Raw genomic sequence first — 25,640 nt, forward strand, 5'->3', positions numbered from 1 at the left:
ACGCCGCCAGGACGCCCGGAGGCGTCCTGTCAGCATGGGAGGGCAGAGAGATTATTTCAGCAGTTCAGCGGTCATGTGCACGCCGTTGTTGGTGTAAGCTTCAGTGATTTTATATGAAGCACCAGCTTCCTGAGCCTGCGCAGCAATTTTCGCTTCAGCACCGTCCAGTGTAGAGTCGATGGCGGTCACAGATTGCGCGAAGCTGGCGAATGGCAGAACAGAAAGCGCGATAACAGCTGCAAAAGTTTTGATAGATTTCATGGTCAATTCCTCGGTTGATTTTTATCAGGTAAGGCGTGCTGCCTTGTTGATAGAAATAATAGTCCGGAAGTTGATCAGGAAAAAGCGGAGGGTTTTGCTTATCTCTTTCAGAAAAACTGAATATAAAAAGCACGCATCGTGCAGTTATCGCTCAAAAGGTTAATCACCCGCCCATGAAAGCAAAGGCAGCATAATCCGCTGCCTGCAGAAGATTAACCGTGGTGCCGGACCCGGCTGAAGATGGTCAGTGCAGCCAGCAGCATCAGTACCCCGCTGGCAACAAATACGCCGCCAGCGCCGCGCAGATCGAACATCCAGCCGCCCGCCGCCGCGCCGACAGTTATCGCCAGCTGAATCGTGGCGACCAGCAGACCACCGCCCGATTCTGCATCATCCGGCACCGCACGCGAAATCCAGGTTGACCAGCCGGTTGGCATCGAACCAAACGCCATGCCCCAGATTGCCACGCCCGCTCCCACTATCCAGCTGACCCCGCCAAAAGTCACCAGCAGCAGCGCGGTCAGGCTCATCAGCAGCGCCATCCCGCTCAGCGTCAGCGACACGCTGCGGGTCACCAGAAAACCGGCCAGCGAGGTGCCAAAGAAGTTCGCCACACCAAAGGCCAGCAGCGCCAGCGACAGCTGATTAAGGTTGAACTGCGCCACACCTTCCAGGAAAGGGCGCAGATAGGTAAAGAAGGCGAAGTGGCCGGTGAACATCATGATCACGGCCAGCATGCCCCAGCGCATCACGCCGTTCCGCAGCAGGGTCAGTACGCCGCCGCTGCGGGCTTTGTTCTCTGCCGGCATGGCGGGCAGGGTAAAGAACTGCCACAGCAGCGCCACCGCGCCCAGCCCGGCGGTCAGCATAAAGATGTTGCGCCAGCCCACCAGGCCACCGAGGTAGCTGCCAAGCGGCGTGGCGATAATCGTCGCCAGCGAGATCCCACTGAAGACGATGGAGAGCGCCCGCGGCACCTGATCGACGGGCACCAGACGCATGGTGATGGCGGTTGAGAGCGTCCAGAAGCCACCTATCGCCATCCCCAGCAACACGCGCGCCAGCAATATCACCGTCAGATCGCCGGCAAACGCCACCATCAGCGCCGAGGCGATCAGCAGCAGTGAGAACACCAGCATCACGATGCGGCGGTCGATACGCCGCGTGACGCTGCCGGTCACCAGGCTGGTAAACAGCGCCACCAGGGCGGTAATGGTGACGGTCTGTCCCGCCTGCCCTTCTGAAACGCCGAGGCTGTGCGCCATGGGCGTCAGCAGACTCACGGGTAAAAATTCGGCGGTAATCAGGCTGAACACCCCAAACGCCATAGCAAAAACTGCGCCCCACGCGGGGTGGGTCGGCGAGGAAACCTCATCAGCCACTTCGGTTGTCAGACTCATGCTGCTTCTCCGGAAGATAAAAAAGTGTGAGAGAGCATAGAGTGAGGCGTCAGGACGATCTATGATGCTTACACCTTCATTTTTGATAATTCGTCTGGAATCGCATGAGCCACTATGGAGACCTGACCAGCGAGCTGTTGATGGGGATGCGCCTTTATGGCGTCAACTATCAGCGTATCGCCGTAAGCGCACCGTTCGGGCTGCGCTTCGATCACGCACCGGGCCGGGCGCAGTTTCACTTTGTCGGCCGCGGCTCACTGCTGGTGCGCAGCGCCTCCGGTGAGGTGTTTCCGCTTCACAGCGGCGATGCGCTGCTGGTACCGCACGGTAAACCGCACAGCCTGATCTCCGGCGAGGAGGTGGCCTGTCTGTGTGTGAAAAATATGACGAGCAAGCCGATCTGCGACAGCGTCTGCGCCATCGCCGCCCCGGAGGATGCCGGTGAGGATGAGCACAGCGTGCTGCTGTTCAGCGCCTGTATGGCATTTGAACTGGGCGGCATGCAGCCGCTGATCAATACCATGCCGGATGTGATGCTGGTGAGTACCCTGCTGTCGCAGTATCCGGAGATTCAGCCGATCCTGGCGGCGATGGAACGGGAGTCGCGCACCCGGCAGGCGGGATTTGCCGGTATTCTGTCGCGTCTGGCCGACGTGGTTGCCGCGCTGATTGTGCGCGGCTGGGTGGAGAACGGCTGCGGCCAGCAGAGCGGGCTGGTGCAGGCGATGCGCGATCCGCGGCTGAGTCAGGCGATTGCCGCCATGCACCGGGAGCCGGGCGAAAACTGGACGGTCGCACGGCTGGCCAGCGTGGCGGGCTGTTCGCGTTCGGTGTTTGCCGGCCGTTTTCTCAACGCCACCGGCATGACGCCGTTACGTTATCTGACCGAACTGCGGATGCGGCTGGCGGTGCAGCGGATTGTGAACAATGGCGAAGCGGTGGAAGCCGTGGCTTACCATCTCGGCTACGGTTCGATTGCAGCGTTCAGCCGCGCCTTTAAACGCATCGTCGGTCAGTCGCCAGGCGCGCTCCGAGCCGGACGCGAAGGCACGCAGGCGCTGACCGCCTCATCTGCCGCTTAGCGGAATACGCTGATCGCCTCCACCAGACGGTTTGCCTGATGGGTCATGCGGCCCGACGCCTCGGCGCTTTCCGATACGCGCGCGGCGTTCTGATGGGTAATGTCATCAAGATCTTCCACCGCTGAACTCACCTCACTGAGTGCGGTGGCCTGCTCGGCGGTGGCGGCACTGATCTGGGCAATCAGTGCCGTGACATTCTGCACCTGCGATACGATATCCTGCATGGTCCGGCCTGCCGCGCTGGCGTGTTCATTGCCCGATTTGACCCGGCCAGCGCTGGTTTCGACCAGCATTTTAATCTCACTGGCCGCTTTGGCGCTGCGCTGCGCCAGACTGCGCACCTCGCCCGCTACCACCGCAAAGCCTTTGCCCTGTTCACCGGCCCGTGCCGCTTCCACGGCCGCGTTCAGCGCCAGGATGTTGGTCTGGAAGGCAATACCGTCGATCACGCTGGTAATATTGGCGATTCGCTTCGAGCTGTCGGCAATTTCGCCCATCATCTCCATCATCTCGCTCATCACCTCACCGCCTTTGCTGGCCGCACTGCTGGTGTCGGCAGAAAGGGTATTTACCTCATGCGCGGTTTCCGTATTGCTCTTCACCGTCGCGGTCATTTCGTTCATGGTGGCCGCCGTCTGCTGCACGTTGGCGGCCGCCTGCTCGGTGCGACGACTCAGTTCGTTATTGCTGCGGGCGATAGCGTCGCTGGCGCTTAAAACGTTGATCGCCTGGCCGCTGACATCATCCACCAGCCAGCGGAACATCAGGCCGAGCTGGCCGATGGCGCGTAGCGTCACGCCCACCTCATCCACGCGATCCATCTGCTCAACCTGATGGCTGGCTCCGGTCGCCACGCGCAGGGCCTGCTGACACATCCGCTCGATCGGGCGGGAGATCTGCTGCTCCAGCCACAGGCTGCTGAGTGTCAGCAGAGCGGCCATACCGGCAGCAAAACCGGCCAGGGCCGCCGGTGTCATACCCAGCGCCCAGGTACCCGCCACCGACAGGGGCAGCAGCGCCAGCAGGGTGCTGCGGATCCGCCAGCGCAGTGGCAGCGTCTTCAGCAATGAGGCGGGACGGCCCCAGCCGCTGCGCACCAGCAGGCCTTTGTGAAAACGTCGCCCTCTGGCGCGGCCTTCACGAAAATCCTGATAGAGCGCTTCGCTCTGACGCACCTCTTCCGCGGTGGGTTTAGTGCGCACCGACATATAACCCTGCACTTTGCCGTCGCGCACCACCGGAATGGCATTGGCCCGCACCCAGTAGTGATCGCCATTTTTACGGCGGTTCTTGACCAGCGCGGTCCAGGGCTCGCCCTGCTTCAGCGTCGCCCACATATCAGCAAAGGCTTCCGGCGGCATGTCGGGATGGCGCACCATATTGTGCGGCTGGCCGTTGATCTCGTCGGCGGTAAATCCGCTCGCTTCGATGAAGGCGTCGTTGGCGTAGGTGATGTGGCTGTTGAGATCTGTGGTGGACATCAGTGTCGCATGATCGTCGAACAGATATTCACGCTGAGAGACAGGCTGGTTGTTACGCATCAAAAATCCTTGAAGACCCACCTTCTGCCCGCAACAGCTTAACTGTCAGCGGGAAAACGGTGGGCTGAGAGATAACGATTACCTTTTTTTATGTTTTCGGCATGCTTCTGTACTCTCTTTAGCGTTTCTGTTAAATTTCTGCCGCGAAAAAAGCCACTTTGCAGCGGCTTTCACATTTTTGGGTGATTATTCATCCGTTAGCCGGATTTCAGAATTCCGGCAGCCCGTCAGCTGAGGTCAACATTTCGGGTGCCGAACCACCAGGTCAGCAGAAACCCGCCGGTCCAGGCGACCATAAGCCCGGCCAGATAGACCGCCATCCCGGCGAAGATCCCCTGTCCGGACGTCATCAGCGGCAGCGTGACCAGACCGGATGGCCCGAATACCGTATTCATCCCCACCGGTAATCCCAGCCACGCCACCAGTCCGATAAAGAAACCGCCCAGCGCTCCGCCCCCACAGGCGGTGATGAAGGGCTTGAGGCGCGGCAAGGTGACGCCGTAGATCAGAGGTTCACCGACACCCAGCAGGCCCGGCACAATGGCACCTTTGATCTGCGCCCGCAGCAGTGCCCCCTTCTCCGCTTTGCACCACAGCGCCAGTGCTGCACCGACCTGCCCGGCCCCCGCCATTGCCAGAATCGGAAACAGGGAGTTAAAGCCCTGGCTTTCCATCAGTGCAAAGTAGACCGGAATAAAGCCCTGATGGATGCCGAACATCACCGCAATCAGGAACAGCCCGGCCAGCAGAGCACAGCCAAAGGGATTATTGTTGAGATGGATGAACAGCCAGGACATCCCTCTGAACAGTTCACCGCCCAGCGGCATGATGAGCAGATAGGTGATGGCGCCGGTGATCACCAGCGTAAACAGCGAAGTGAGGATCATATCGAGGTTATCGGGAATGATGCGGCGCAGCTGTTTCTCAATCCATGCCCCGATAATCGTCGCCATCAGCACCCCGATAATGTTGCCGCGCGGATCGATGCTGAGGCCAAAGAAGCTCTCCATCCCGCTGTAGTAACCCGTGGTGGCAGTGGGCACATAGCCCAGCACAAACAGCGAGGCGATGATGGCACCGTTGACGCCGCTGCCGCCAAAGGCTTTCTGCGCGTTGTAGCCAATCAGGATGCTGAGAAAGGTGAACAGCCCTTTGCCGAACACTTTCATGTACGCCACGGTGTGCAGCAGCCAGGGCGCATGGTCGCCGGGCGCATTAAGGTGGAGGCTTTGCTCAATCAGCGTGGCAAAACCGAGCAGCAGGCCCGCGCCGATAAAGCCCGGAATCAGCGGGGTAAAAATGGTGGCAAAACGCGACAGAAACTGGTGAACGCCGTGGGTCTGTTTCGCCCTGAGCTGCTGCTTCTGCTCCGCCGCCCGCTGCGCCAGATCCGCCGTCTGCTGGTGGTGAGGTGGCGAGATATCCTCCTGTGACAGCAGGCGCTGCATCCCTTCTGCGGCGGTCTGCGCTTTCCCCGGACCGAGGACAATCTGAAGCTGCGCCTCGCTGTTGATGACGCCCAGCACGCCCGGCAGGCTTTTCAGGCGTGCCAGATCGGCCTGCCCGGCCTGATTGAGCGTCAGCCGCAGCCGCGTCATGCAGTGGCCGCAGGCTGCGATATTGCGCGCCCCGCCGACCGCCTGCAGGATATCGCGCAGCAGTGCTACGGTGATGCTGGCCATCAGCGTGCTCCCGCTGCCTGCAGAGCCTGACGGATAAAGCCCTGATGCTGGCTGAGCAGCGCTTTTGCCTCATCGGCGTCCAGTCCGGCCAGCACCATGAGGATGGCCGTTTTGCAGTGTCCGCCGCAGGCGGTGAGCGCGGCGCGGGCCGTGGCGTCATCGCAATCCGTGGCCTGCATGACGATGTTGACCTGGCGCTGCACCAGCTTCTGATTCGTGGCTTCCACATCCACCATGAGATTGCCGTAGACCTTTCCGCTGCGGATCATCGCGCCGGTGGTAAGCATGTTGAGCACCAGTTTCTGCGCCGTGCCCGCTTTCATGCGGGAAGAGCCGGTGACAATCTCCGGGCCGACCACCGGGGTGAGCGCAATCGCGGCAACCTGTGCCATAGCGCTGTCCGGATTACAGGTGAGCGCCACGGTGGTCGCGCCAAGTTTGTTCGCGTAAGCCAGCGCACCCAGCACGTAGGGTGTGCGACCGCTGGCGGCGATACCGACCAGGATATCGTGGCGGCTGAAGTGGATATCTTTCAGATCCTGCGCGCCCTGCTCCCGGTTATCTTCGGCGTTTTCAACCGCCTGCAGGATGGCGGTATGGCCACCGGCGATCAGGCCGATAACCTGTTCGCGGGGGGTGCCAAAGGTGGGCGGGCATTCGCTGGCGTCCAGAATACCGAGCCGTCCGGAGGTGCCTGCGCCGCAGTAGATCAGTCGTCCACCGGCCCGGAAGGCGGCGCAGATGGCGTCAACGGCGGCAGCGATCTGCGGCAGGATAGCCTCAACCGCCAGCGCGACCTTTTTATCTTCATCATTAATGATGCGCAGCATCGCTTCGGTGGAGAGTTCGTCAATGTTCTGGCTGGCCGGGTTGCGGCCTTCGGTAATCATCTGGCTGAGGTCGAGTTTCATGGCGGGCTCCGCAAAAGGAATAAATTATTCAAACCGAAAAACATTATAAAGAATGATTAATTCGCTGGGGGAGATCTTTTTTCACTGGATGTGAGTGGCGTCGTTGTCAAACCGGAGCCGGTCAGAAAAGGTTCACCTGATCGTAAAGACGCATTCGTCATCCATGACGCTCGGCCCACGCCGTCCCTGGCGTGGGACGCTTTACTCGTCAGGTGAACATTTTCTTCCCTCAGGCTGTTTTACTGCTGTTTGAAAAGAAGTTTTAGCCGGACATCTGCCCTATCGACCCGGTATGAACTAAGCCACATAAAAAAAGGGCCCAACTTTCGTTGAGCCCTTTCTGCGTGAACGACGATGATCAGCCTGCGGTCTGCGTCCGCAGCTGCAGCTCGTACGCCTTCGCCTGTTCTGCATCGAACTGGTTTTCCCAGCGGGAAATCACCAGCACCGCCAGCGCGTTACCGACCACGTTCAGCGCGGTACGCGCCATGTCCATGATGCGGTCAACACCAGCGATAAACGCCAGGCCTTCCAGCGGAATGCCGACGCTGCCCAGGGTGGCCAGCAGCACCACGAACGACACGCCCGGCACGCCGGCGATCCCTTTCGAGGTCACCATCAGCGTCAGCACCAGCACAATCTCGTCGGTCAGTGACAGGTCAATGCCATAGAGCTGCGCGATAAAGATGGCCGCGATGCTCTGATAAAGCGTTGAACCATCGAGATTAAATGAATAGCCGGTCGGCACCACAAAGCTGGTGATCGCTTTCGGCGCGCCGTAGGCTTCCATCTTTTCCATGATGCGTGGCAGTACGGTTTCCGAACTGGAGGTGGAGTAAGAGAGGATCAGCTCATCTTTCAGGATACGCATCAGGGTGGTGATCCGCAGCTTGCAGAGACGCGCCACGCCGCCCAGTACCACGAAGGCGAAGAAGAGAATCGCCACATAAACCAGCAGCACCAGCTTGGCCAGCGGCCAGAGCGAGGCAAAGCCGAAGTTGGCAATCGTCACCGCAATCAGCGCAAACACCCCTACCGGCGCATAGCGCATGATCATGTTCGTGACTTTAAACATCGTTTCAGAGATGCCACGGAACAGGTTCACCAGCGGATCGCGCTGTTCTGACGGCAGAGACGAGAGGCCTAAGCCAAACAGCACCGAGAAAAAGATAATCGGCAGCATGTCGCCCTTCACCATTGAGGCGAAGATGTTCTGCGGGATCAGCGACAGAATGGTGGCAACCAGGCTGTGCGGACCGCCCTGCACCTCTGCCGTTGTCGCTTCATATTTAGAGATGTCCACCGTTGCCAGCGTTGACATATCGATGCCGGTGCCGGGTTGAAATACGTTGGCCAGCGTAATACCGACCACAATGGCAAGGGTGGTGATCACTTCAAAGTAGAGAATCGTTTTGACGCCGATGCGTCCCAGCTTCTTTGCATCACCGACGCCGGCAATGCCGACCACCAGGGATGAAATCACAATCGGTACCACAATCATCTTGATGAGATGAATGAAGATATCGCCTGCCGGACTGAGAATGTTGGTGACTAACCATTCACGATTGTCTGGCTGATTATGCAACACAGCGCCCACAATGATACCAAGCACAAGGGCTGTCAGAATCTGCCAGGCCAGGCTGATTTTAAAACCTTTCATAACGTGTCATTTCCTCAGTCAAAACCCGTTTTTTCTCTGCTGCGAAGGTGCAGAAGACGATACACACAGGGAGTGAGCAAAAAGCCCGGTAAATTAGAGGGTGTCTTGAAACAGCGCCTCGTATGAAAATCTGACGATTCCCATACCCATTTTCAGACGCGGTCTGAGTTGATACCTGCAGAACAGGGGCGAGATAAGTACCATTTTCACTGTGGTAAATGCAACCCCTGGCGGATCCGATTAAAAGTTCACCACCTGAGTAGCATAAAGTGCTGCTGACGCTGAAAAACCCTAACCTGCTGTTATGAAAAGTATTACTTCGATGAATTTACGCATAGCTATGCAGGAGCGGTTAAAAAGGCTCCCGGCGCGTTTGCTTGCTTTTTATTCAGGGTGAGTGTCAAAAGGTCATGCCTGTCGCCCTTATCCCCGTCGGCTTATCCAGCAGAAATATCGGGATAGCCTCCCGCTCAGGCGGCGAAGAAATATCCCGTGATCTGTGGCGCAAAAAAGAAACAAAGGCTCAGGGCAGGCTTCAATTAACTATTGATTGACATATCATTAACATCTTCAAGGAGATCCGCCATGAGCCAAAACCACAAACATCCTGTTCCAGAGAACATTGCAGCGAATGCCCTGATCACAGCAGAACAGTATCAGGCGATGTATCAGCACTCTGTCGACGACCCGGACAGTTTCTGGGGCGAACAGGGCAAAATCCTTGACTGGATTAAGCCCTACAGCACCGTGAAAAACTGCTCGTTTGCACCGGGTAACATCAGCATTCGCTGGTACGAAGATGGCACGCTGAACCTGGCGGCAAACTGCCTTGACCGTCATCTCGCCACGCGCGGCGACCACCCGGCCATTATCTGGGAAGGCGACGACGCCAGCGAGAGCAAAACCCTGACCTTCCGCCAGCTGCATGCTGAAGTCTGTCGCTTCGCCAACGTGCTGGAGCTGCTGGAGGTGAAAAAAGGCGATGTGGTAGCGATCTATATGCCGATGGTGCCGGAAGCGGCTGTGGCGATGCTGGCCTGTGCGCGTATCGGGGCCGTTCACTCGGTGATTTTTGGCGGCTTCTCACCGGAGGCGGTGGCGGGCCGTATCGTCGACTCCAGTGCCTCGCTGGTGATCACAGCAGATGAAGGGATCCGCGCCGGCCGCAGCATCCCGCTGAAGAAAAATGTCGATGACGCATTAAAAAATCCTGCCGTCACCAGCGTGAAGAACGTGGTGGTCTTCCGGCGCACCGGTAAAGAGGTAGGCTGGGTGGAAGGCCGCGATCGGTGGTGGCATGACCTGATGCAGAACGCCAGCACCAACCACTCCCCAGCCGAAGTGGGTGCAGAAGATCCGCTGTTTATCCTCTATACCTCCGGCTCCACCGGTAAACCCAAAGGGGTACTGCACACCACGGGCGGCTATCTGGTCTATGCGGCGACCACCTTTAAGTTTGTCTTTGATTACCATCAGGATGATATCTACTGGTGCACCGCCGATGTCGGCTGGGTCACCGGTCACAGCTATCTGGTCTATGGCCCGCTGGCCTGTGGCGCAACCACGCTGATGTTTGAAGGGGTGCCGAACTGGCCCACACCGAGCCGCATGGCGGAAGTGGTCGATAAACATAAAGTGACCCTGCTCTACACCGCGCCCACGGCTATCCGTGCGCTGATGGCGGAAGGCGATAAGGCGATAGCGAACACTGACCGCAGCACGCTGCGCATCATGGGTTCGGTCGGCGAGCCGATCAACCCGGAAGCCTGGGAGTGGTACTATCAGAAAATCGGCAACAGCCGCTGCCCGATTGTGGACACCTGGTGGCAGACCGAAACCGGCGGCTTCATGATCACCCCGCTGCCGGGTGCAACCGAGCTGAAAGCCGGTTCCGCCACCCGGCCGTTCTTCGGGGTGCAGCCCGCGCTGGTAGACAATGAAGGTCAGCCTCAGGAAGGTGCCTGCGAAGGCAACCTGGTGATCACGGAATCCTGGCCCGGACAGGCGCGAACGCTCTTTGGCGATCACGACCGTTTCGAGCAGACCTATTTTTCCACCTTTAAAAATGCCTACTTCAGTGGTGACGGTGCCCGTCGCGATGAGGATGGCTACTACTGGATCACCGGCCGCGTTGATGACGTACTCAATGTCTCCGGTCACCGGCTCGGCACCGCCGAAATTGAGTCGGCGCTGGTGTCGCACCCGAAAATTGCCGAAGCCGCGGTGGTGGGCATTCCGCACAGCATCAAAGGTCAGGCGATTTATGCCTATATCACGCTGAATCACGGCGAGGAGCCGTCACCGGAGCTTTACACCGAAGTCCGCCAGTGGGTACGCAAAGAGATCGGCCCGATAGCCACGCCGGATGTGCTGCACTGGACGGACTCTCTGCCGAAAACCCGCTCCGGCAAAATCATGCGCCGTATTCTGCGCAAAATTGCCACCGGCGACACCAGCAATCTGGGTGACACCTCCACGCTCGCCGATCCTGGCGTCGTAGAAAAACTGCTTGAGGAGAAACAGTCCATCAACATGCCTTAAGCGCACGCTGTCCGGCGGGAAGATCGCTTCCCGCCACCCTCGCCCCACGCAGTCTGTTTCGGTAGTCACAAATATTATAACCAGCTGAATCCGCGTCCTGACGCGAGGTTCTCCCCTGCAAGACCTCTGGAGAAAATGTGATGAATGACGCCCTTTCGAGTCAGGATGCAATCAATCAACAGATTGAACGTAATCCCCGTTTTCATGAGCTAGTCCGTAAACGCCAGGCGTTCGCGACGCTGCTGTCGCTGATTATGCTGGTGCTCTATGTCGGTTTTATTCTGCTGATTGCGTTCGCGCCCGGCTGGCTCGGTACGCCGCTGCACGCCGGCACCAACGTGACCCGCGGTATCCCGATTGGTGTCGGGCTGATTGTGGTCTCCTTTCTGCTGACCGGCGTCTATGTCTGGCGCGCCAACGGGGAGTTTGACCGTTTAACCAAAGCGATCCTCAGCGAGGTGAAATCATGACCCGACTCACCTTATGGCTGCTGGCCCTGATGCTGCCTTTCTCCGCGCTGGCCGCCGATGCGATAACCGGTGCCGTGCAGCGTCAGGCAACCAACTATCAGGCGATCATCATGTTTATGATTTTCGTCGGGGCCACGCTGGGGATTACTTACTGGGCCTCCAGACGAACCCGTTCACGCAATGACTACTACACCGCGGGTGGCAATATCACCGGCTTCCAGAACGGTCTGGCGATGGCGGGTGACTTTATGTCCGCGGCGTCGTTCCTGGGCATTTCGGCGCTGGTTTACACCTCCGGTTATGACGGGCTGATCTACTCGCTCGGCTTCCTGGTCGGCTGGCCGATGATTCTGTTTTTGATCGCCGAACGGCTGCGTAACCTGGGTCGCTATACCTTTGCGGATGTCGCCTCCTATCGTCTTAAGCAGATGCCGATCCGCATCCTTTCCGCCTGCGGTTCGCTGGTGGTGGTGGCGCTCTACCTGATTGCACAGATGGTGGGGGCCGGGAAGCTGATCCAGCTGCTGTTTGGTCTTAACTACCATGTGGCGGTGATTCTGGTCGGCATTCTGATGGTGATGTATGTGCTGTTTGGCGGCATGCTCGCCACCACCTGGGTGCAGATCATCAAAGCGGTGCTGCTGCTGTTTGGCGCCACCTTTATGGCGGTAATGGTCATGAAGGCGACCGGTTTCAGCTTTAATACGCTCTTCACCGAAGCGATGGCGGTCCATCCCAAAGGCGCCGCGATTATGCAGCCTGGCGGACTGGTCAAAGATCCCATTTCGGCGCTGTCACTGGGCTTAGGGCTGATGTTTGGTACGGCTGGCCTGCCACACATTCTGATGCGCTTCTTCACCGTGGCCGATGCCAAAGAAGCGCGGAAAAGCGTCTTCTGGGCCACCGGCTTCATGGGTTACTTTTACTTCCTGACCTTCATTATCGGCTTTGGGGCCATTCTGCTGGTCGGCGCGAATCCGGCGTTTAAAGATGCGGCGGGTGCGCTGATAGGCGGTAACAACATGGCGGCGGTGCACCTGGCGAATGCGGTGGGCGGCAGCACCTTCCTCGGCTTTATCTCTGCGGTCGCTTTTGCCACGATTCTGGCGGTGGTGGCGGGCTTAACCCTGGCAGGCGCGTCGGCGGTGTCGCACGATCTCTATGCCAGCGTTTACCGTAAAGGTCAGGCCAGCGAAAAGGATGAACTGCGGGTCTCTAAAATCACCGTGCTGGCGCTGGGCGTGGTGGCGATTGCGCTGGGTATTCTGTTTGAGAAGCAGAACATCGCCTTTATGGTCGGGCTGGCCTTCTCCATTGCGGCCAGCTGTAATTTCCCGATCATCCTGCTGTCGATGTACTGGTCAAAACTCACCACGCGCGGCGCGATGGTGGGCGGCTGGCTCGGTCTGCTGACCGCGGTGATCCTGATGATCCTCGGCCCGACGGTGTGGGTGCAGGTGCTGGGCAACGCCACACCGATCTTCCCGTATGAGTATCCGGCGCTGTTCTCGATGATCGTGGCCTTTGTGGGCATCTGGATCTTCTCGATCACCGACCATTCGCCGCAGGGTGCAGAGGAGCGTTCGCGCTTCCGGGCGCAGTTCATTCGCTCGCAGACCGGCACCGGTATTGAGCAGGGTAAAGCGCACTGATTGCCCTCTGAAACGGGCAGAAACAGGCCATAAAAAAAGGGCGGCTCAATCAGCCGCCCTTTTCTTTCATGTCGCGCATCAGAAACGCAGTGAAGCCCCGACATAAGGACCATCGACCAGCACGTTATCTTTGCGTCCATCTTTGTTGTTCAGCTCGATGTACTGATAACCCACGCGCAGGTTAAGCAGTGAGACCGGCGTGAAGCTCAGGCCGCCCGCCGCTTCCTGATAGCTGTCCAGCTGATCGGTGAAGGACTCCGGCGCATAGTAATATTCGCCATACAGGCCCCACATGCTGTTCAGGCTGTAGTGTGCTGCACCACCCAGCGCCACCGCAAATCCATCTTTTCCATCTTCAGGATGGGTGAAGATCGCTTTTGCGGTCGGCGCCAGACGCAGCGGCCCGAAATCGACGTTGTAACCCAGACCGGCACCGTAGGTGCTGCCGTCATGGTCGCTACGCAGCCAGTTACCCTTCAGAAACAGCCCCGGCGTGGTGGTGCCCAGACCCAGATTCAGGTTGGTGTTGTGTTCACTGACATCAACACTGCCTTCGATTGCCTGAGCGGCACCGCTCAGTAAAACCAGCCCGAGGGCGCTCCCGGTAACAAGTTGCTTAAACATGATTCCACTCCATGAAAGGACAATTAATTCGGCCGCAAGGTTAACAGCCTGAAAAACGGAGACAACATTATCCGGAAAACTTTACGTAAAAATACGTGTCGCGGTCAGGAGAGTCGCCTGCGCAGAGCAGTGTAGACTATATCGTCCACATCAGGTGTCCAATCAGCGGAGCCAGAACCACGGTCACCACGCCAGAAAGCATCATCACCAGGCTGGCGACAACCCCCTCCTGCTGCCCAAGCTGATAAGCACGTGCCGTTCCGGCGCCGTGCGATGCTGCGCCCAGTCCCGCGCCTTTCGCTACGCCCTGCTTAATGGCAATGCGAAGAAACAGGACGTCACCCACCGCCATGCCAAACACGCCGGTGATCACCACAAACAGCGCCACCAGATCGGGCTGTCCGCCAATCGGCCCCGCGGCGGCCAGCGCAAAGGGGGTGGTGATGGAGCGAACGGCGAGGCTGCGCTGAATCGACTCCGGTAACGTCAGCAGCCGCGCCAGCCAGACGGAACTGCAGACGGCCACCAGTGTGGCGGTCACGACGCCCGCGCTCAGCGACAGCCAGTGACGCTTAATAATCGCCACGTTCTCATACACCGGCACGGCGAAGGCCAGCGTAGCGGGCCCCAGCAGCCACAGCAGCCAGTGGTTTTCAGCGATGTAATCCTGCCAGCTGATGTGCGTCAGCAGCAGCAGCGCCACCAGCACCAGCGGCGTCATAACCAGTGGCATCAGCAGCAGCGTCCGCCAGCGCCGGTAGAGCCGTTTATTCAGCGCATAGACCAGCAGGGTCACCGCCACACAGAGCAGGCTGAGCAGAATATCACGCATGGGGGCCCTGCTTACGCGCGGCACGCGCGACTTCATACTGATAAAGCCGATCCACGACCCAGGCGGTAGAAGCCAGCACCAGCAGGGTACTGACGCCGATCACCACGCAGATGCGCCAGCCGTCGACCCGCAGCAGATCGCCATAGTTGACCACCGCAACCACGGCCGGAATGAAGAACAGCAGCATCTCGGCCAGCAGCCAGCGTGACCCCGCTTTCACCCAGTTGAGCGGCACGACGCGCGTCACGATCAATGCCAGCAGCAGCAGCATGCCGACGATGTTGGCAGGCAACGGCAGATGCAGCCACGTCACCAGCCGGTCGCAGGCGATAAACAGACCGATATAGAACCCCAGCTGCAGCGGCAGACTCAGCCATTGCGCTGCGCGGTGACTGCGTGGTGTGAGTGCTAACGCCATACCCTTCTCTCCCGATTAAATTCACCGCACCAGTATAAATCGCCGACAGAAGGTGAAAAAAATGAATTAAAATTATCGTAATCATGCCTGAAAGGAATAGTTATGGATGTCCGTGCCCTGCGTTACTTTACTGAAGTGGTTCGCCAGCAGAGCTTTACCCGAGCGGCACAGAAACTGTTTGTGACGCAGCCGACCATCAGCAAAATGCTGCGCCAGCTGGAGGAGGAGCTGGGCTGTACGCTGCTTCTGCGTGATGGCCGTCGCCTGCATCTTACCGACAGCGGACAGGCGGTCTATCAGCGCGGGCTGGCGATCCTGCAGGAGTTTCATCAGCTGGAAGCGGAGATCGGTGACATCAACGAGCTGAAAACCGGTGAGCTGCGGCTCGGCATTCCACCGATGGTCGGGATGCAGATAGCCGGATCGATCTCCGCGTTTCGCCGCCGCTATCCGGGTGTGGCGCTGAAAATTTCGGAGTTTGGCGGGCTGACCGTCCAGCAGGCGGTGCTGGCGGGCACTCTGGACATCGCACTGACCGCCCTGCCGGTTGACGCCGGGCTGCCGCTGAACACTCTGCCCCTGATGCACCATCCGCTCTGCGTGCTGCTGCCCCGGCATCCGGCGTGGCTTGGCCGCCAGCAGATTGGACTGGCTGAACTGGCGCAGCATCCGCTGCTGATTTTCAACGAGGAGTTTTCGCTGAACCGTCAGCTGATGCAGGCGTTTCAGCGGCTCAGTCTGACGCCGACCATAGCGGTGCGCAGCGGCCAGTGGGACTTTCTGGCGGCGATGGTGCAGGCGGAAATGGGGCTGGCGATTCTGCCGGAACCGATCTGTCAGCGGCTGGATAAGCACTCTTTATTGTGGCTGCCGCTGGAGTCGGAGCTGAAGTGGAGTCTGGGTCTGATCTGGCGGGAAGGCAGTTATCTGTCGCGCAGTGCGCAGGCGTGGATAGCATGCTGTCGCGAGCACTGGCCGGATCAGCCGCCGCGTCTGTCGGTGTAGCAGGCGGGCGCGCCGCGTTATCGCAGACGCGCCCGTTGCGGATTACTCCTCTTTTTCGATCAGCAGCGCTTCCAGCAGGTCCAGGTCGTGCAGTAATTTCTGCATCGTCTCATTGGAGATCTGCTGAGTGGCGCGCAGATGATAGACCTCGGCGCGTTCGGCGCGCAGCCCGGTCAGGCGGAAGCGACGCTCCAGGTTTTCAGCGAACAGCGCATGTTCGAGGTCGTTCTTCCCTTCGGCGCGACGACGTAAGTTGCCGATCACCCGCAGGCTCACCTCTTTCAGCAGCTCCGGATCGATATTCTCTTCCGACTCCTTCTCCAGCCGCTCTTCCATTTTGTGCAGGCTCTCAATCGCGGCTCCTGCCATGACCGCACGGGCGTTCTGCAGTTCGCGGCGATGCGCACCCTTGTCGATGGTATCAATGCCGCGCAGCAGAATCGGCAGGATCACCACGCCCACCAGCAGCGAGAACAGAATCACCCCGGTTGCAATAAACACCAGCTCATAACGCGCCGGGAAGGGTTCCCCATTGCTCAGGAACAGGGGAATTGAGAGCACACCCGCCAGGGTAATCGCACCGCGGACACCGGCAAAAGAGGCGATCAGCAGTTCGCGCAGCGAGTAGTTGGAGAACTCCAGCGGCTTCTTCTTCAGCAGGCGTTTGCTGAAGCGCTGCATAATCCACAGCCAGCCAAAACGCACCAGCATCAGCGCCAGATAGACCAGCGCGATATCAGCGAACAGCATCCAGAGTTCGACGTTAGGATCGGCCTGCGCCTGGTCAACCGAGGTCTGCAGAATGTCCGGTAACTGCAGGCCAAGCATCAGGAAGACCATGCCGTTAAAGACAAACTCCAGCATCTGCCAGACGCTGTTGGCGCGCAGACGCATCGCCAGCGGAGCCTGACGGATAATGCCGGAGCGGGTGATGGTCATACCGGCCGCCACGGCTGCCAGGATGCCTGACACACCCAGATGTTCGGCAATCAGGTAAGAGGCGAACGGCAGCAGCAGCAGCAGAACGGTCTGGGTCGCCGGGTCGTCACCGCTCCAGCGACTGAGCAGGCGCAGCGATTTCCCGTAGAGCCAGCAGACCGCCACACCCGCCACCAGACCACCGACGGCGACTTTCAGGAATTCAATGCTCGCGCCGCCCCAGGTAAAGACCATGGTGCCCATGGCGACAGCCACGGCAAACTTCAGCGACACCAGGCCCGACGCGTCGTTCATCAGTGCTTCACCCTGCACGATCGACATAATCTTTTTGGGAATGCGGCCTTCACCGACGATGCCGGAGAGCGCCACGGCGTCGGTGGGCGACAGTACCGCCGCCAGTGCAAAAGCGGGGATCAGCGGGATACCTGGCACCATCCAGTAGATGAGATAGCCGATACCAATTACGGTAATCAGCACCAGTGCCAGCGCTAAGCCGATAATTTCACGACCGTGATGCAGGAACTCACTGATCGGCGTCTTCCAGCCATCCGCGAACAGCAGCGGCGGGATGAACAGCACCAGAAACAGCTCCGGGTCAAAGTCGACATGCAGACCAAACGTCGGCCAGGCCAGCAGCGCACCTGCGGCGATCTGGACAAGGGGTAACGGGATCTGAAAAGGGAGAATGCGGGCCGCGACGCCGGAGAGCGACACGACCAGCGTCATGATGAGAATAGTAAAAAAGATTTCCATGCTTTCCTTAGGCGTCGTTTCTTTCAGTCATTGGTTAAGCGATAAAGTGTAAAACAAACGGCGATGAAGGGTGTCAGCTACGCGTGCGACGAGGAGGAAAAAAGTGAAAAATTCCGGACGCATTGTTACACGTCCGGTTCAGCAGTCAGATCGCCCAGCCTCCGGCATAAAACGCCACCAGCGCAACGGCAATCACGACGGTGCCGACGTTGAGCCTGCGCCACTCGCCCGCGAAAAGGCGGCCCACCACCAGGCTGGCAAACCCAATCATGATGCCGGTCACGATGTTGCAGGTGAGCACGATGATCACCGCCGTTAACAGACCCGACATCGCATCGACAAAATCAGCGAAGTCGATTTTTGCCACGTTGCTCAGCATCAGCAGACCCACATACATCAGGGCAGGTGCCGTGGCGTATGCCGGTACCAGGTAAGCCAGCGGCGACATAAACAGAATGGCCAGGAACAGCAGGCCGACCACAATGGCGGTCAGACCCGTTTTGCCGCCCGCCGCCGTTCCCGCCGCCGACTCGATATAGACCGCCGCCGGCGACGCGCCGACCAGACCGGCGAACAGGCTGCTGACAGAGTCCGAGGTCAGGGCACGGCCGCCATTGATGATCTGGCCCTGCTTATCCAGCAGATTAGCTTGCCCGGCCACGGCGCGAATGGTGCCGGTGGCATCAAAGACCGCCGTCATGACCAGTGCCAGCACGCTCGGCAGCACCACCGGCTGCAGGGCACCCATGATATCGAGGCTGAACAGCAGCGACTGTCCCTGCGCATCTCGCAGGTCAGGCAGCGCAAACAGCCCGTGATACGTCACCGCCGGGTCAAAGATCAGTCCCAGCAGTGAAATAGCGATAATCGTCAGCAGGATGCCGCCCGGCACCCGGCGCTTCTCCAGCCCGATAATCGCCGCCAGACCCAGCAGGGTCATCATCACCGGAAAGGTGGTGAAGTGGCCCAGGGCGACCGGCAGGCCGGGAGCCGGATTTTTAACGACCAGGCCCACGCCATCCGCCGCAATCAGCAGCAGAAACAGACCAATTCCGACGCCGGTGCCGTGCGCCACCCCCATCGGCAGGTTGCGCAGGATCCACGCACGGATACCGGTGACGGAGATCAGCGTAAAGAGCAGGCCCATCAGGAACACCGCACCCAGCGCGACCGGCACGCTGATGTGCTGACCCAGCACCAGGCTGAATGCGGTAAAGGCGGTTAACGAGATCGCGCAGCCAATCGCCATCGGCAGATTGGCCCATAAGCCCATCAGGATAGAACCAAAGCTGGCGACCAGACAGGTGGCGACAAAGACGGCCGTCGGGGAGAAACCGGCTTTGCCCAGCATCCCCGGCACGACGATTACGGAGTAAACCATCGCCAGAAAGGTGGTGAGTCCGGCCAGAATTTCCTGACGCACGCTGCTGCCTCGCGCCGAGATCGAGAACCAGGCGTCCAGTTTTCCACTGGCCGGGCGTGATTCAGTTGACATAATTGAGCCTCAAAAATTTTTGTTGTGTGGATCGCTCTGCGGCCATCGCTGTCCCTGGAATAAGCGGGTAGACGGTAACCCTGACCGGATGGACCCGGCAGGCAAACGTTTACCTTGCCGCAGAGTGTGGGTCGCTCAAGGCGGCCGGATAAAAAGGCAGGCGATTATCCGGCGTTTGGCGGCACAGTTTCAACTGTCAGAGGGAGATTGTTCAGCATAAAGATCCGCGGTTCGCGGCGAAAAAGCGTGCAGCCGGGATCAGTGCAACGCGCTGACGCATTGAAGTTAAAGCGGTTTCTGGCGGACATGGCACCGGCATAGCTGTGAAGAGAGACGGCTCGCCGGGCGAAAAAGAGGATCAGCCTGGCAGCGAAAGCTCGCCGCCCTGAGCGATCGCGCGCTGCCAGGCGGCGCGCTGCTGCACGGTCTCTAACCATTTCCGGGTGGCGGGCATCTGATCCAGCCCGGCGCGCTGCGCCAGTGCCAGCAGTGGAAAGCTCATCTGGACATCGGCTATGGAGAAGCGCTCACCGGCAAACCAGGGGTTAGCTGCCAGATGCTGTTCAATCATCTTCATGTGCGGCTTTAGCTGTTTATCCAGATACGCCTTCTGCACCCCTTTCCCGAATGCCGCCCCGACCGGACGCAGCAGCCACGGCACCGGGGCTTTGCCCATCTGCCCGAAGATCAGCTTCATCACCAGCAGCGGCATCAGCGATCCCTCGGCATAGTGCAGCCAGTAGCGGCACTGCAGACGTGACGCCTCATCACTGATTTTCAGCCGGAAGGTGTGATCGTAGTTCTCTTCCAGGTATTCCAGGATGGCTCCCGACTCGGCCACAACCCGGTTGCCGTCGGTAATCACCGGCGATTTCCCCAGCGGATGCACCTTTTTCAGCGCCTCCGGGGCCAGCATCGTCGGTTCGCGTTGATAGCGTTTAATCTGGTACGGCACTTCCAGCTCTTCCAGCAGCCACAATACGCGTTGCGAGCGCGATTGCTCAAGATGGTGAACGGTGATCATCATGATTCCCTGTGTTTTGACCTCTCTTCAGTATAGACGTCACTCCACATCCGGATGTTTATCATCCTGTTCCGGGTCCAGCAGCACCGCACCCGACCCCTGCTCGCCCAGCCGGTCTCCGGGATTACGCAGCGGGCAGTCGCGCATCGACAGGCAGCCGCAGCCGATACATCCATCCAGATCGTTGCGCAGGCGGGTCAGGGTTTCGATGCGCTTATCCAGCTCTTCGCGCCAGTGCCGGGTCAGCGCATCCCATTCCGGTGTCGACATCCGTTTGTCAGCCGGGATGTGATCGAGACTGTCGCTGACCGTCGCCAGCGGAATACCGATGCGCTGAGCAATCTTGATAATCGCCACGCGTCGCAGCACGTCACGACTGTATCGCCGCTGATTGCCGCTGTTACGCGTGCTGAAAATCAGCCCTTTGCTTTCATAAAAGTGCAGTGCCGACACCGCCACACCACTACGGCGCGCCACCTCACCCGGTGTTAACACCGGTTTGGGATAGTTGCGTTCTTTTTTCATCAGGCCCTTTACCTCAAGTTAACTTGAGGAATTATACTCCTTCTCTATCAAAACGACGAAACTCCCTATATCACTTATTAAGCACCAGAAGGATGAGGCCATGATGCAAGAAGAGATCATTCATTCCCTGACGCACTGGATTGACCAGAACCTCGACAAGAGTCTGTCGATCGATGAAGTTGCCGCTAAATCGGGTTATTCAAAATGGCACCTGCAGCGTATGTTCCGTACCGTGACGAAACAGACGCTGGGTGGCTATATTCGTGAGCGTCGCCTGACCCTGGCAGCAGAAGCGCTGTCGCAGACACAGCGCCCGGTTTTTGATATCGCAATGCAATATGGCTACGACTCGCAGCAGACCTTCTCCCGCGTGTTTCGCCGCCAGTTTTCGCAGACGCCAACCGCCTACCGGCATACCATGCGACGTCAGGCGATTCAGCGCCCTCGCCTGCTGAGCTTTGGCTGCAACGACGGCATTGGCAGCTATACCCAGCGCACCACCGGTGAGTGCTGTCCGGTTCGCTGACCGGCAGATGCGCCTGCAACAGGCGCATCTGACTGAATTTCCCGCATTTCCTCCCCTGCCGTTCATTTTTCCCCCGCTCCAGCTGCCATACCAGAGTCAAATTTTGTTCAAAATTTAAAATCGGGTGATATAATGTGACCCAAGTCACACTTTGAACCTGGTTTGACGGCGAAAAAGCCCCTCCTGACACGCTTTTCTGCCGCCGGTGATGTCCGCGAATTGTCAGGAATCCTTACTGATATTGAGGTCCACCGATGGCCACGTTAACCGCCAGTTTTCTTGTTATGCGCTGGGAGTTGCTGAGCGCAGTTCTGATGTTTTTTGCCAGTACCCTGAAAACCCGACTGCGTCAGGATAGCCGTCATGTGATGGCGTTTATGTGTGGCGGGATTGGTTTAGGTGTGACCTGCTGGTTTGTGACGGGGCTGATGGGCATCACCCTGAGCATGGAAAACGTGCATAACTTTCTGGAAATCTCAAAGCATGCGTTTATCGATGTGATGAGCCAGGCACCTGCTGACTGGCCGATGCCCTGATCGATTGCGATAATCCCCAATCGACAGGCATAAAAAACCCCGCTGCGCGGGGTTTTTTATATTGCTGTGTGTTTAAATTTTCTTCAACATGGCAGGGATATTCACATCCTGCACTGTAACGCCCGGGCTCTGCGTTCCGCGGCGGTCCTGAATCCACATATCTCCCATCATCTGATTTAAACCGCGATCCAGTCCGGTGACCAGTCCTGCACCCGGGGTGAAGGTCAGCTCACCAAAGTAGATCCGCTCGTCATGGATATACCAGTCCACGCGCACATAGTCGAAATCACTGGCCAGCTTCTTGCTCAGTTCGAGCGCATGTTCCAGTGACGGCATGATCGGTGAGACATCCAGCCCGGTGTCACGAATCTTGTGATACGCCTCCTGGAGGTTGTTCACGTAGAAATTCATCGACAGCAGCGGCTGGCAGCGGTTGTAGATCACCTGCAGCACATATTCAAACCGGCCATCACGCTTGTTGAACATATGGAACTTGTAATCGATCGGCGCGCTTTTGCCATCACCAATGTACTTCTCCACCAGAATACGTGGCTTGATGTAGCGATAGTGAATCTCACGCGCTTCGTTGGCGAAGTCGGTCTTCAGCCAGCGATAGCAGTCATGAATGATCTGCTGCTTGCGCAGGGCATCCGGCTCTTCCAGCAGGATCTCTACCATGTTGGAGGCGTGGTTCGGTTTAATCACCGTCCCCTTCCAGCAGGGTAAGCTGTTCAGCGTGGTCGGGTCAGTGGTTTCGTGTACCAGCGGGATCAGGTACTCATCACCGATTTTCTCAGCAATGAATTCGCGCACCGAGTACTTATCTGACAGGCGACCGTAGTTCTGGTAATCGCCGAAGATAAACTTACGGTACAGCACCTTCTCGTTGAACACTTTTGGCTGACGCAGATTGGGCAGTTTTCTGAACTTGTGGAAGTAGTAGATGCGATCCTGATAAGCCCAGGGCATCTTCTTAATAAAATACTGCACACTTCTTCTGAGTTCTTCTTTCAACTTGAGCATATCTGACCTCATTTGTAGGTTTTGTAGTTGAGTGAGGAAACCTGAATCTTTTGAATGACGCCGTTTTTAAAGAAGTAATTCATTACGGTCAGGGACAAAAGTTCTGAAAGGAAAACGCTCCACGCGGCCCCCATGATGCCGTGACCCTGGATCAACCACCAGGAGAGCGGCAAACTGATGACCATCAGACAGACGATTTTCCTCAGCAGGTAATTGAATCCTCCCTCTTTAACCATGTAGCGATAGGCTACGGTCCCCATTGCCGAAAAGCTGGTGGCTATCGACAGCAACGTAATGAGACTTCCTGACTGTGTGTATTCCGGCCCGTACAACGCGATGATGATCCGCTCGCCGAAGAGCGAGATGATCAGCAGCATCAGCAGTGAAACCGCCATAACATAGCCATTGAGCCGGGCGGCAAGCTTAATGGCGACCTCGCCGCGCTCCCTGAAAATTTCAGTGAAGCAGGAGGTGATGAGCGCCACCGGGATAAAAATCCAGGAGGCGGAAATGGTATTCGCCGCTGCAAACAGGCCGAGGTCGCGCGCCGGCGCGGTGCCTGCCAGAAACATCTGCGCCGCTTTCACCTGCACAGAGATGAAGATGCTGGAGATGGCCAGTGGCAGACCGGCATACATCAGATAACGCACATAGGTGGTACGCTTTTCGCGCGGCGGCATCTGGTCCTGATGATCCTGATAGAAGTTGTGACGCTTAATCAGGTAAGGCACCAGGGTCACCGACACAATGGAGAGCGTCAGCCAGAGCGGATTGAGGCGCAGCCAGGCGATGGTAAAGCTGATGCCAAAACTCAGCAGCATGCCTGTCGCATTGGCAACGGTATTCAGGCGCGAGGCCAGCCGCGCATTGTTGTAGACGCTGAACGTGTCCTGGGTGACAAAAACGGACGCCACAAATGAGGCCAGTGCAAATGCCAGAAAATTTTCCTGCATGTTGTACCAGACCCAGATTAAGACTGGCACCGAAGTGACCAGTAACAACACCATCCGCAGCGTCCGGGCGATGCTCATCAGACGCAGGCCTTTTGAGGCATTTTTGCTGACACGCTTAAACAGAATGGTTTCGGTGCCAAAGATGGCAACGGTTTGCACCATTGCAAATAGTGAGGTTGAAAACGCCATCTGGCCAAACACCGTTGGGCCAAAGGATTTTGCCACGTAAGACGTCACAAAAATGACGCCAAATACGGAGATGATCTTTTCAGACATCATCCAGGCGGCATTAGACATTACGCTCAATTTCATCGACTCTTCCTTAGTATTACTCAACTACAACCGCTTCGGTACAACATCCCTGTAACGAATTAATAAGCGCGCAGTAGGCCTGGCGAAAATGTAAGACTTCAGACCAGGCTGGTCCGAAAATTGAGAAGTTGATCATAATCCGGAGAGTGAATTCAGGATAATTCTTATTATATCTGGCGCGAATCACTTCAAATGGAAACGATTTCAGGCTGAAAATAACCCAACCTTAAACGGCCATAACCCCCCTATTATTCGGGTCGGTCAGGCTAAATATCCGGTTTACGTTTAATTTTTCCGTATTCGGGATGCGATGAATTTATAACAAAAATCCGCCTCCAGGAAGGCGCGGCCTGCGGATAAGAATAAAATAAGATTTATCCCATGATGATATTTATTCTAAATATCTTAATTTAGGCTTCGCTATTCCATTGGCGCACTTTAATACTGCATTAATAGAATCTAACAGTGCCAGAAATTATTAAAGTCATTCTCATCCATTAATCGATAAGAAAGGTAAGAGCATTTATGAGAAAGTCACGATACAGCGAAGATCAAATCACAAATGCCATTAAAGCTTCTGAATCGGGCGTGAAAGTCAGAGAGATTTGTGAAGAGTTAGGCATCTCTGAAGCCACGTTCTACAGCTGGAAGAAGAAGTTTTCTGGGTTGTCTTCGGAAGAAGGCAGAAAAATCAAGGAGCTGGAAGAAAAACTGCAGAATGCGACGCGCGAGCTGCAGACCCTCAACTCGGATAAAGAGATGCTGCAGAGCGTGCTTAAGCACTTCTTTACCACGAATGAAAAGCGTCAGGCTGTAGACTTCCTGCAGACCACGTTTGACATCGGCACCCGCCGCAGCTGCCGCCTGCTGGATATCAGCCGCAGCGTTTACCATTATCCGTCAGGCACGGAGAACCGATAACCCCCATGCTACCGCGCTTACCAGACTTAACGCTGAGATTTGTTCTTACCAGAAGAGATGAAGATCATTTAACAGGACAATTGCGGCACCCCTTTCCGCTCCATTTATAACTAATGAATGGCTTCACGGCTAAGCTTCTTTTTTTGCGGTAAAATTGATTCACAACAGCAAAAGTCTCGCATTCTACGCCGATTTTTCCCCTCCCAATCTCGTTTTAGCGGGATTGGGCCTCCTTTTTTTTTGTTAAGTGCTGCTAAACCCCACTACCAAAGCGTCTGGATAACATTAAGACGCTTTAAACTTAGAACGAAAAATAATCACACTTCTTTTAAGTTAATCCTGGCCCTAACCCAAACTTTTTGCGGTTACGCTTTAATTCCTTTGCGTGCCTTTTCCGCAATAGTTTCTCCAGGATTAATCCGGCATAAATAGTTTATTGCTCCTTATCACTAACGTTATGTGGCTATCTTTTCACTCTCTTCATTGCGCATCATTGATGCCACAGATTAATCTTTAATTAAAAACGCAGCGGCGGAATTTTCTTACTCATTGAA

23 protein-coding genes are annotated in these 25,640 nt (G+C 57.2%); 8 read left to right on the forward strand and 15 right to left on the reverse strand.

Features of this window, described 5'->3' with window-relative positions:
• Positions 1–51: 51 nt before the first annotated feature.
• Both OJ965_RS19360 and OJ965_RS19365 read right to left on the reverse strand, forming a co-directional pair.
• A complete protein-coding gene (locus OJ965_RS19360; protein WP_009092571.1) occupies positions 52–261 on the reverse strand; it encodes a YdgH/BhsA/McbA family protein in 210 nt (69 codons plus the stop codon).
• Positions 262–473: 212 nt separating this feature from the next.
• The gene (locus OJ965_RS19365; RefSeq protein ID WP_265137513.1) at positions 474–1,661 is read right to left on the reverse strand and encodes an MFS transporter; all 1,188 of its coding nucleotides are present in this window, start codon (positions 1,659–1,661) and stop codon (positions 474–476) included.
• Between the two features lie 104 nt (positions 1,662–1,765).
• Between OJ965_RS19365 and OJ965_RS19370 the strand changes: the two genes are divergently transcribed.
• A complete protein-coding gene (locus OJ965_RS19370) occupies positions 1,766–2,743 on the forward strand; it encodes an AraC family transcriptional regulator (protein ID WP_009092573.1) in 978 nt (325 codons plus the stop codon).
• Here OJ965_RS19370 and OJ965_RS19375 read toward each other — a convergent pair.
• From OJ965_RS19375 to gltP, 4 genes are all read right to left on the reverse strand, one after another.
• Positions 2,740–4,284 (reverse strand): methyl-accepting chemotaxis protein, encoded by a 1,545-nt coding sequence (locus OJ965_RS19375; protein ID WP_154928646.1) that lies wholly within the window; start codon positions 4,282–4,284, stop codon positions 2,740–2,742. The genes OJ965_RS19370 and OJ965_RS19375 overlap by 4 nt on opposite strands.
• 227 nt (positions 4,285–4,511) lie before the next feature.
• On the reverse strand, positions 4,512–5,966 hold the full coding sequence (murP, locus tag OJ965_RS19380; protein ID WP_265137514.1) for a PTS N-acetylmuramic acid transporter subunit IIBC: 1,455 nt from the start codon (positions 5,964–5,966) through the stop codon (positions 4,512–4,514).
• A complete protein-coding gene (gene murQ / locus OJ965_RS19385) occupies positions 5,966–6,877 on the reverse strand; it encodes an N-acetylmuramic acid 6-phosphate etherase (protein WP_265137515.1) in 912 nt (303 codons plus the stop codon). Before murQ ends, murP begins: the two co-directional genes overlap by 1 nt.
• 358 nt (positions 6,878–7,235) lie before the next feature.
• Positions 7,236–8,537 carry a glutamate/aspartate:proton symporter GltP gene (gene gltP, locus OJ965_RS19390; RefSeq protein ID WP_009092578.1) on the reverse strand — a complete coding sequence of 434 codons (1,302 nt, stop codon included), beginning with the start codon at positions 8,535–8,537 and terminating at the stop codon, positions 7,236–7,238.
• A gap of 585 nt (positions 8,538–9,122) precedes the next feature.
• Between gltP and acs the strand changes: the two genes are divergently transcribed.
• The 3 genes from acs (at position 9,123) to OJ965_RS19405 (ending at position 13,200) form a co-directional block, all read left to right on the forward strand.
• Complete coding sequence (gene acs / locus OJ965_RS19395) at positions 9,123–11,078, forward strand: acetate--CoA ligase (RefSeq protein ID WP_009092579.1); 1,956 nt, start codon at positions 9,123–9,125, stop codon at positions 11,076–11,078.
• 140 nt (positions 11,079–11,218) lie between these two features.
• Positions 11,219–11,548 (forward strand): DUF485 domain-containing protein, encoded by a 330-nt coding sequence (locus OJ965_RS19400; RefSeq protein WP_009092580.1) that lies wholly within the window; start codon positions 11,219–11,221, stop codon positions 11,546–11,548.
• Positions 11,545–13,200: a cation acetate symporter gene (locus OJ965_RS19405; protein WP_009092581.1), complete on the forward strand. Its 1,656-nt coding sequence runs from the start codon at positions 11,545–11,547 to the stop codon at positions 13,198–13,200. Before OJ965_RS19400 ends, OJ965_RS19405 begins: the two co-directional genes overlap by 4 nt.
• 78 nt (positions 13,201–13,278) lie before the next feature.
• On the opposite strand, the gene OJ965_RS19410 is transcribed toward OJ965_RS19405, so the two are convergent.
• The 3 genes from OJ965_RS19410 to OJ965_RS19420 all read right to left on the reverse strand — a co-directional run bounded on the left by OJ965_RS19410 (position 13,279) and on the right by OJ965_RS19420 (position 15,074).
• Positions 13,279–13,824, reverse strand: a complete 546-nt coding sequence (locus OJ965_RS19410; protein WP_009092582.1) for a YfaZ family outer membrane protein — start codon at positions 13,822–13,824, stop codon at positions 13,279–13,281.
• A 136-nt stretch (positions 13,825–13,960) separates the two neighbouring features.
• The gene (locus OJ965_RS19415; protein WP_046101024.1) at positions 13,961–14,656 is read right to left on the reverse strand and encodes an LrgB family protein; all 696 of its coding nucleotides are present in this window, start codon (positions 14,654–14,656) and stop codon (positions 13,961–13,963) included.
• Positions 14,649–15,074, reverse strand: a complete 426-nt coding sequence (locus OJ965_RS19420) for a CidA/LrgA family protein (protein WP_046101023.1) — start codon at positions 15,072–15,074, stop codon at positions 14,649–14,651. Before OJ965_RS19420 ends, OJ965_RS19415 begins: the two co-directional genes overlap by 8 nt.
• A 102-nt stretch (positions 15,075–15,176) precedes the next feature.
• On the opposite strand from OJ965_RS19420, the gene OJ965_RS19425 reads away from it, so the two are divergent.
• On the forward strand, positions 15,177–16,079 hold the full coding sequence (locus OJ965_RS19425; protein ID WP_009092585.1) for a LysR family transcriptional regulator: 903 nt from the start codon (positions 15,177–15,179) through the stop codon (positions 16,077–16,079).
• Between the two features lie 42 nt (positions 16,080–16,121).
• On the opposite strand, the gene OJ965_RS19430 is transcribed toward OJ965_RS19425, so the two are convergent.
• The 4 genes from OJ965_RS19430 to soxR all read right to left on the reverse strand — a co-directional run bounded on the left by OJ965_RS19430 (position 16,122) and on the right by soxR (position 20,815).
• Positions 16,122–17,771: a Na+/H+ antiporter gene (locus OJ965_RS19430; protein WP_009092586.1), complete on the reverse strand. Its 1,650-nt coding sequence runs from the start codon at positions 17,769–17,771 to the stop codon at positions 16,122–16,124.
• Between the two features lie 145 nt (positions 17,772–17,916).
• Entirely contained in the window at positions 17,917–19,266 is a 1,350-nt protein-coding gene (locus OJ965_RS19435) for an NCS2 family permease (protein WP_058957003.1), read from the reverse strand.
• Between the two features lie 358 nt (positions 19,267–19,624).
• On the reverse strand, positions 19,625–20,290 hold the full coding sequence (locus OJ965_RS19440) for a glutathione S-transferase family protein (RefSeq protein ID WP_167428935.1): 666 nt from the start codon (positions 20,288–20,290) through the stop codon (positions 19,625–19,627).
• A gap of 39 nt (positions 20,291–20,329) precedes the next feature.
• Positions 20,330–20,815, reverse strand: a complete 486-nt coding sequence (gene soxR, locus OJ965_RS19445) for a redox-sensitive transcriptional activator SoxR (protein WP_009092590.1) — start codon at positions 20,813–20,815, stop codon at positions 20,330–20,332.
• A gap of 100 nt (positions 20,816–20,915) precedes the next feature.
• Between soxR and soxS the strand changes: the two genes are divergently transcribed.
• Together soxS and OJ965_RS19455 are read left to right on the forward strand one after the other, a co-directional pair.
• Entirely contained in the window at positions 20,916–21,341 is a 426-nt protein-coding gene (soxS, locus tag OJ965_RS19450; protein WP_009092591.1) for a superoxide response transcriptional regulator SoxS, read from the forward strand.
• A 254-nt stretch (positions 21,342–21,595) separates the two neighbouring features.
• Positions 21,596–21,877: a YjcB family protein gene (locus tag OJ965_RS19455; RefSeq protein ID WP_009092592.1), complete on the forward strand. Its 282-nt coding sequence runs from the start codon at positions 21,596–21,598 to the stop codon at positions 21,875–21,877.
• A gap of 72 nt (positions 21,878–21,949) precedes the next feature.
• Here OJ965_RS19455 and OJ965_RS19460 read toward each other — a convergent pair whose 3' ends face one another.
• Entirely contained in the window at positions 21,950–22,900 is a 951-nt protein-coding gene (locus OJ965_RS19460; RefSeq protein WP_033736441.1) for an ATP-grasp fold amidoligase family protein, read from the reverse strand.
• 8 nt (positions 22,901–22,908) lie between these two features.
• Positions 22,909–24,165, reverse strand: coding sequence for an oligosaccharide flippase family protein (locus OJ965_RS19465; protein WP_033736443.1), 1,257 nt, complete (start codon positions 24,163–24,165; stop codon positions 22,909–22,911).
• 525 nt (positions 24,166–24,690) lie between these two features.
• On the opposite strand from OJ965_RS19465, the gene OJ965_RS19470 reads away from it, so the two are divergent.
• The gene (locus OJ965_RS19470) at positions 24,691–25,086 is read left to right on the forward strand and encodes a transposase (RefSeq protein WP_009092595.1); all 396 of its coding nucleotides are present in this window, start codon (positions 24,691–24,693) and stop codon (positions 25,084–25,086) included.
• Positions 25,087–25,640 lie beyond the last annotated feature (554 nt).

It is taken from the genome of Pantoea anthophila (assembly GCF_026104315.1).
GTDB lineage: Bacteria > Pseudomonadota > Gammaproteobacteria > Enterobacterales > Enterobacteriaceae > Pantoea > Pantoea anthophila.

Coding starts and splice junctions, on each gene's coding strand:
- OJ965_RS19360 (WP_009092571.1), bottom strand. CDS start 261: ATGAAATCTATCAAAACTTTTGCAGCTGTTATCGCGCTTTCTGTTCTG.
- OJ965_RS19365 (WP_265137513.1), bottom strand. CDS start 1,661: ATGAGTCTGACAACCGAAGTGGCTGATGAGGTTTCCTCGCCGACCCAC.
- OJ965_RS19370 (WP_009092573.1), top strand. CDS start 1,766: ATGAGCCACTATGGAGACCTGACCAGCGAGCTGTTGATGGGGATGCGC.
- OJ965_RS19375 (WP_154928646.1), bottom strand. CDS start 4,284: ATGCGTAACAACCAGCCTGTCTCTCAGCGTGAATATCTGTTCGACGAT.
- murP (WP_265137514.1), bottom strand. CDS start 5,966: ATGGCCAGCATCACCGTAGCACTGCTGCGCGATATCCTGCAGGCGGTC.
- murQ (WP_265137515.1), bottom strand. CDS start 6,877: ATGAAACTCGACCTCAGCCAGATGATTACCGAAGGCCGCAACCCGGCC.
- gltP (WP_009092578.1), bottom strand. CDS start 8,537: ATGAAAGGTTTTAAAATCAGCCTGGCCTGGCAGATTCTGACAGCCCTT.
- acs (WP_009092579.1), top strand. CDS start 9,123: ATGAGCCAAAACCACAAACATCCTGTTCCAGAGAACATTGCAGCGAAT.
- OJ965_RS19400 (WP_009092580.1), top strand. CDS start 11,219: ATGAATGACGCCCTTTCGAGTCAGGATGCAATCAATCAACAGATTGAA.
- OJ965_RS19405 (WP_009092581.1), top strand. CDS start 11,545: ATGACCCGACTCACCTTATGGCTGCTGGCCCTGATGCTGCCTTTCTCC.
- OJ965_RS19410 (WP_009092582.1), bottom strand. CDS start 13,824: ATGTTTAAGCAACTTGTTACCGGGAGCGCCCTCGGGCTGGTTTTACTG.
- OJ965_RS19415 (WP_046101024.1), bottom strand. CDS start 14,656: ATGCGTGATATTCTGCTCAGCCTGCTCTGTGTGGCGGTGACCCTGCTG.
- OJ965_RS19420 (WP_046101023.1), bottom strand. CDS start 15,074: ATGGCGTTAGCACTCACACCACGCAGTCACCGCGCAGCGCAATGGCTG.
- OJ965_RS19425 (WP_009092585.1), top strand. CDS start 15,177: ATGGATGTCCGTGCCCTGCGTTACTTTACTGAAGTGGTTCGCCAGCAG.
- OJ965_RS19430 (WP_009092586.1), bottom strand. CDS start 17,771: ATGGAAATCTTTTTTACTATTCTCATCATGACGCTGGTCGTGTCGCTC.
- OJ965_RS19435 (WP_058957003.1), bottom strand. CDS start 19,266: ATGTCAACTGAATCACGCCCGGCCAGTGGAAAACTGGACGCCTGGTTC.
- OJ965_RS19440 (WP_167428935.1), bottom strand. CDS start 20,290: ATGATCACCGTTCACCATCTTGAGCAATCGCGCTCGCAACGCGTATTG.
- soxR (WP_009092590.1), bottom strand. CDS start 20,815: ATGAAAAAAGAACGCAACTATCCCAAACCGGTGTTAACACCGGGTGAG.
- soxS (WP_009092591.1), top strand. CDS start 20,916: ATGATGCAAGAAGAGATCATTCATTCCCTGACGCACTGGATTGACCAG.
- OJ965_RS19455 (WP_009092592.1), top strand. CDS start 21,596: ATGGCCACGTTAACCGCCAGTTTTCTTGTTATGCGCTGGGAGTTGCTG.
- OJ965_RS19460 (WP_033736441.1), bottom strand. CDS start 22,900: ATGCTCAAGTTGAAAGAAGAACTCAGAAGAAGTGTGCAGTATTTTATT.
- OJ965_RS19465 (WP_033736443.1), bottom strand. CDS start 24,165: ATGAAATTGAGCGTAATGTCTAATGCCGCCTGGATGATGTCTGAAAAG.
- OJ965_RS19470 (WP_009092595.1), top strand. CDS start 24,691: ATGAGAAAGTCACGATACAGCGAAGATCAAATCACAAATGCCATTAAA.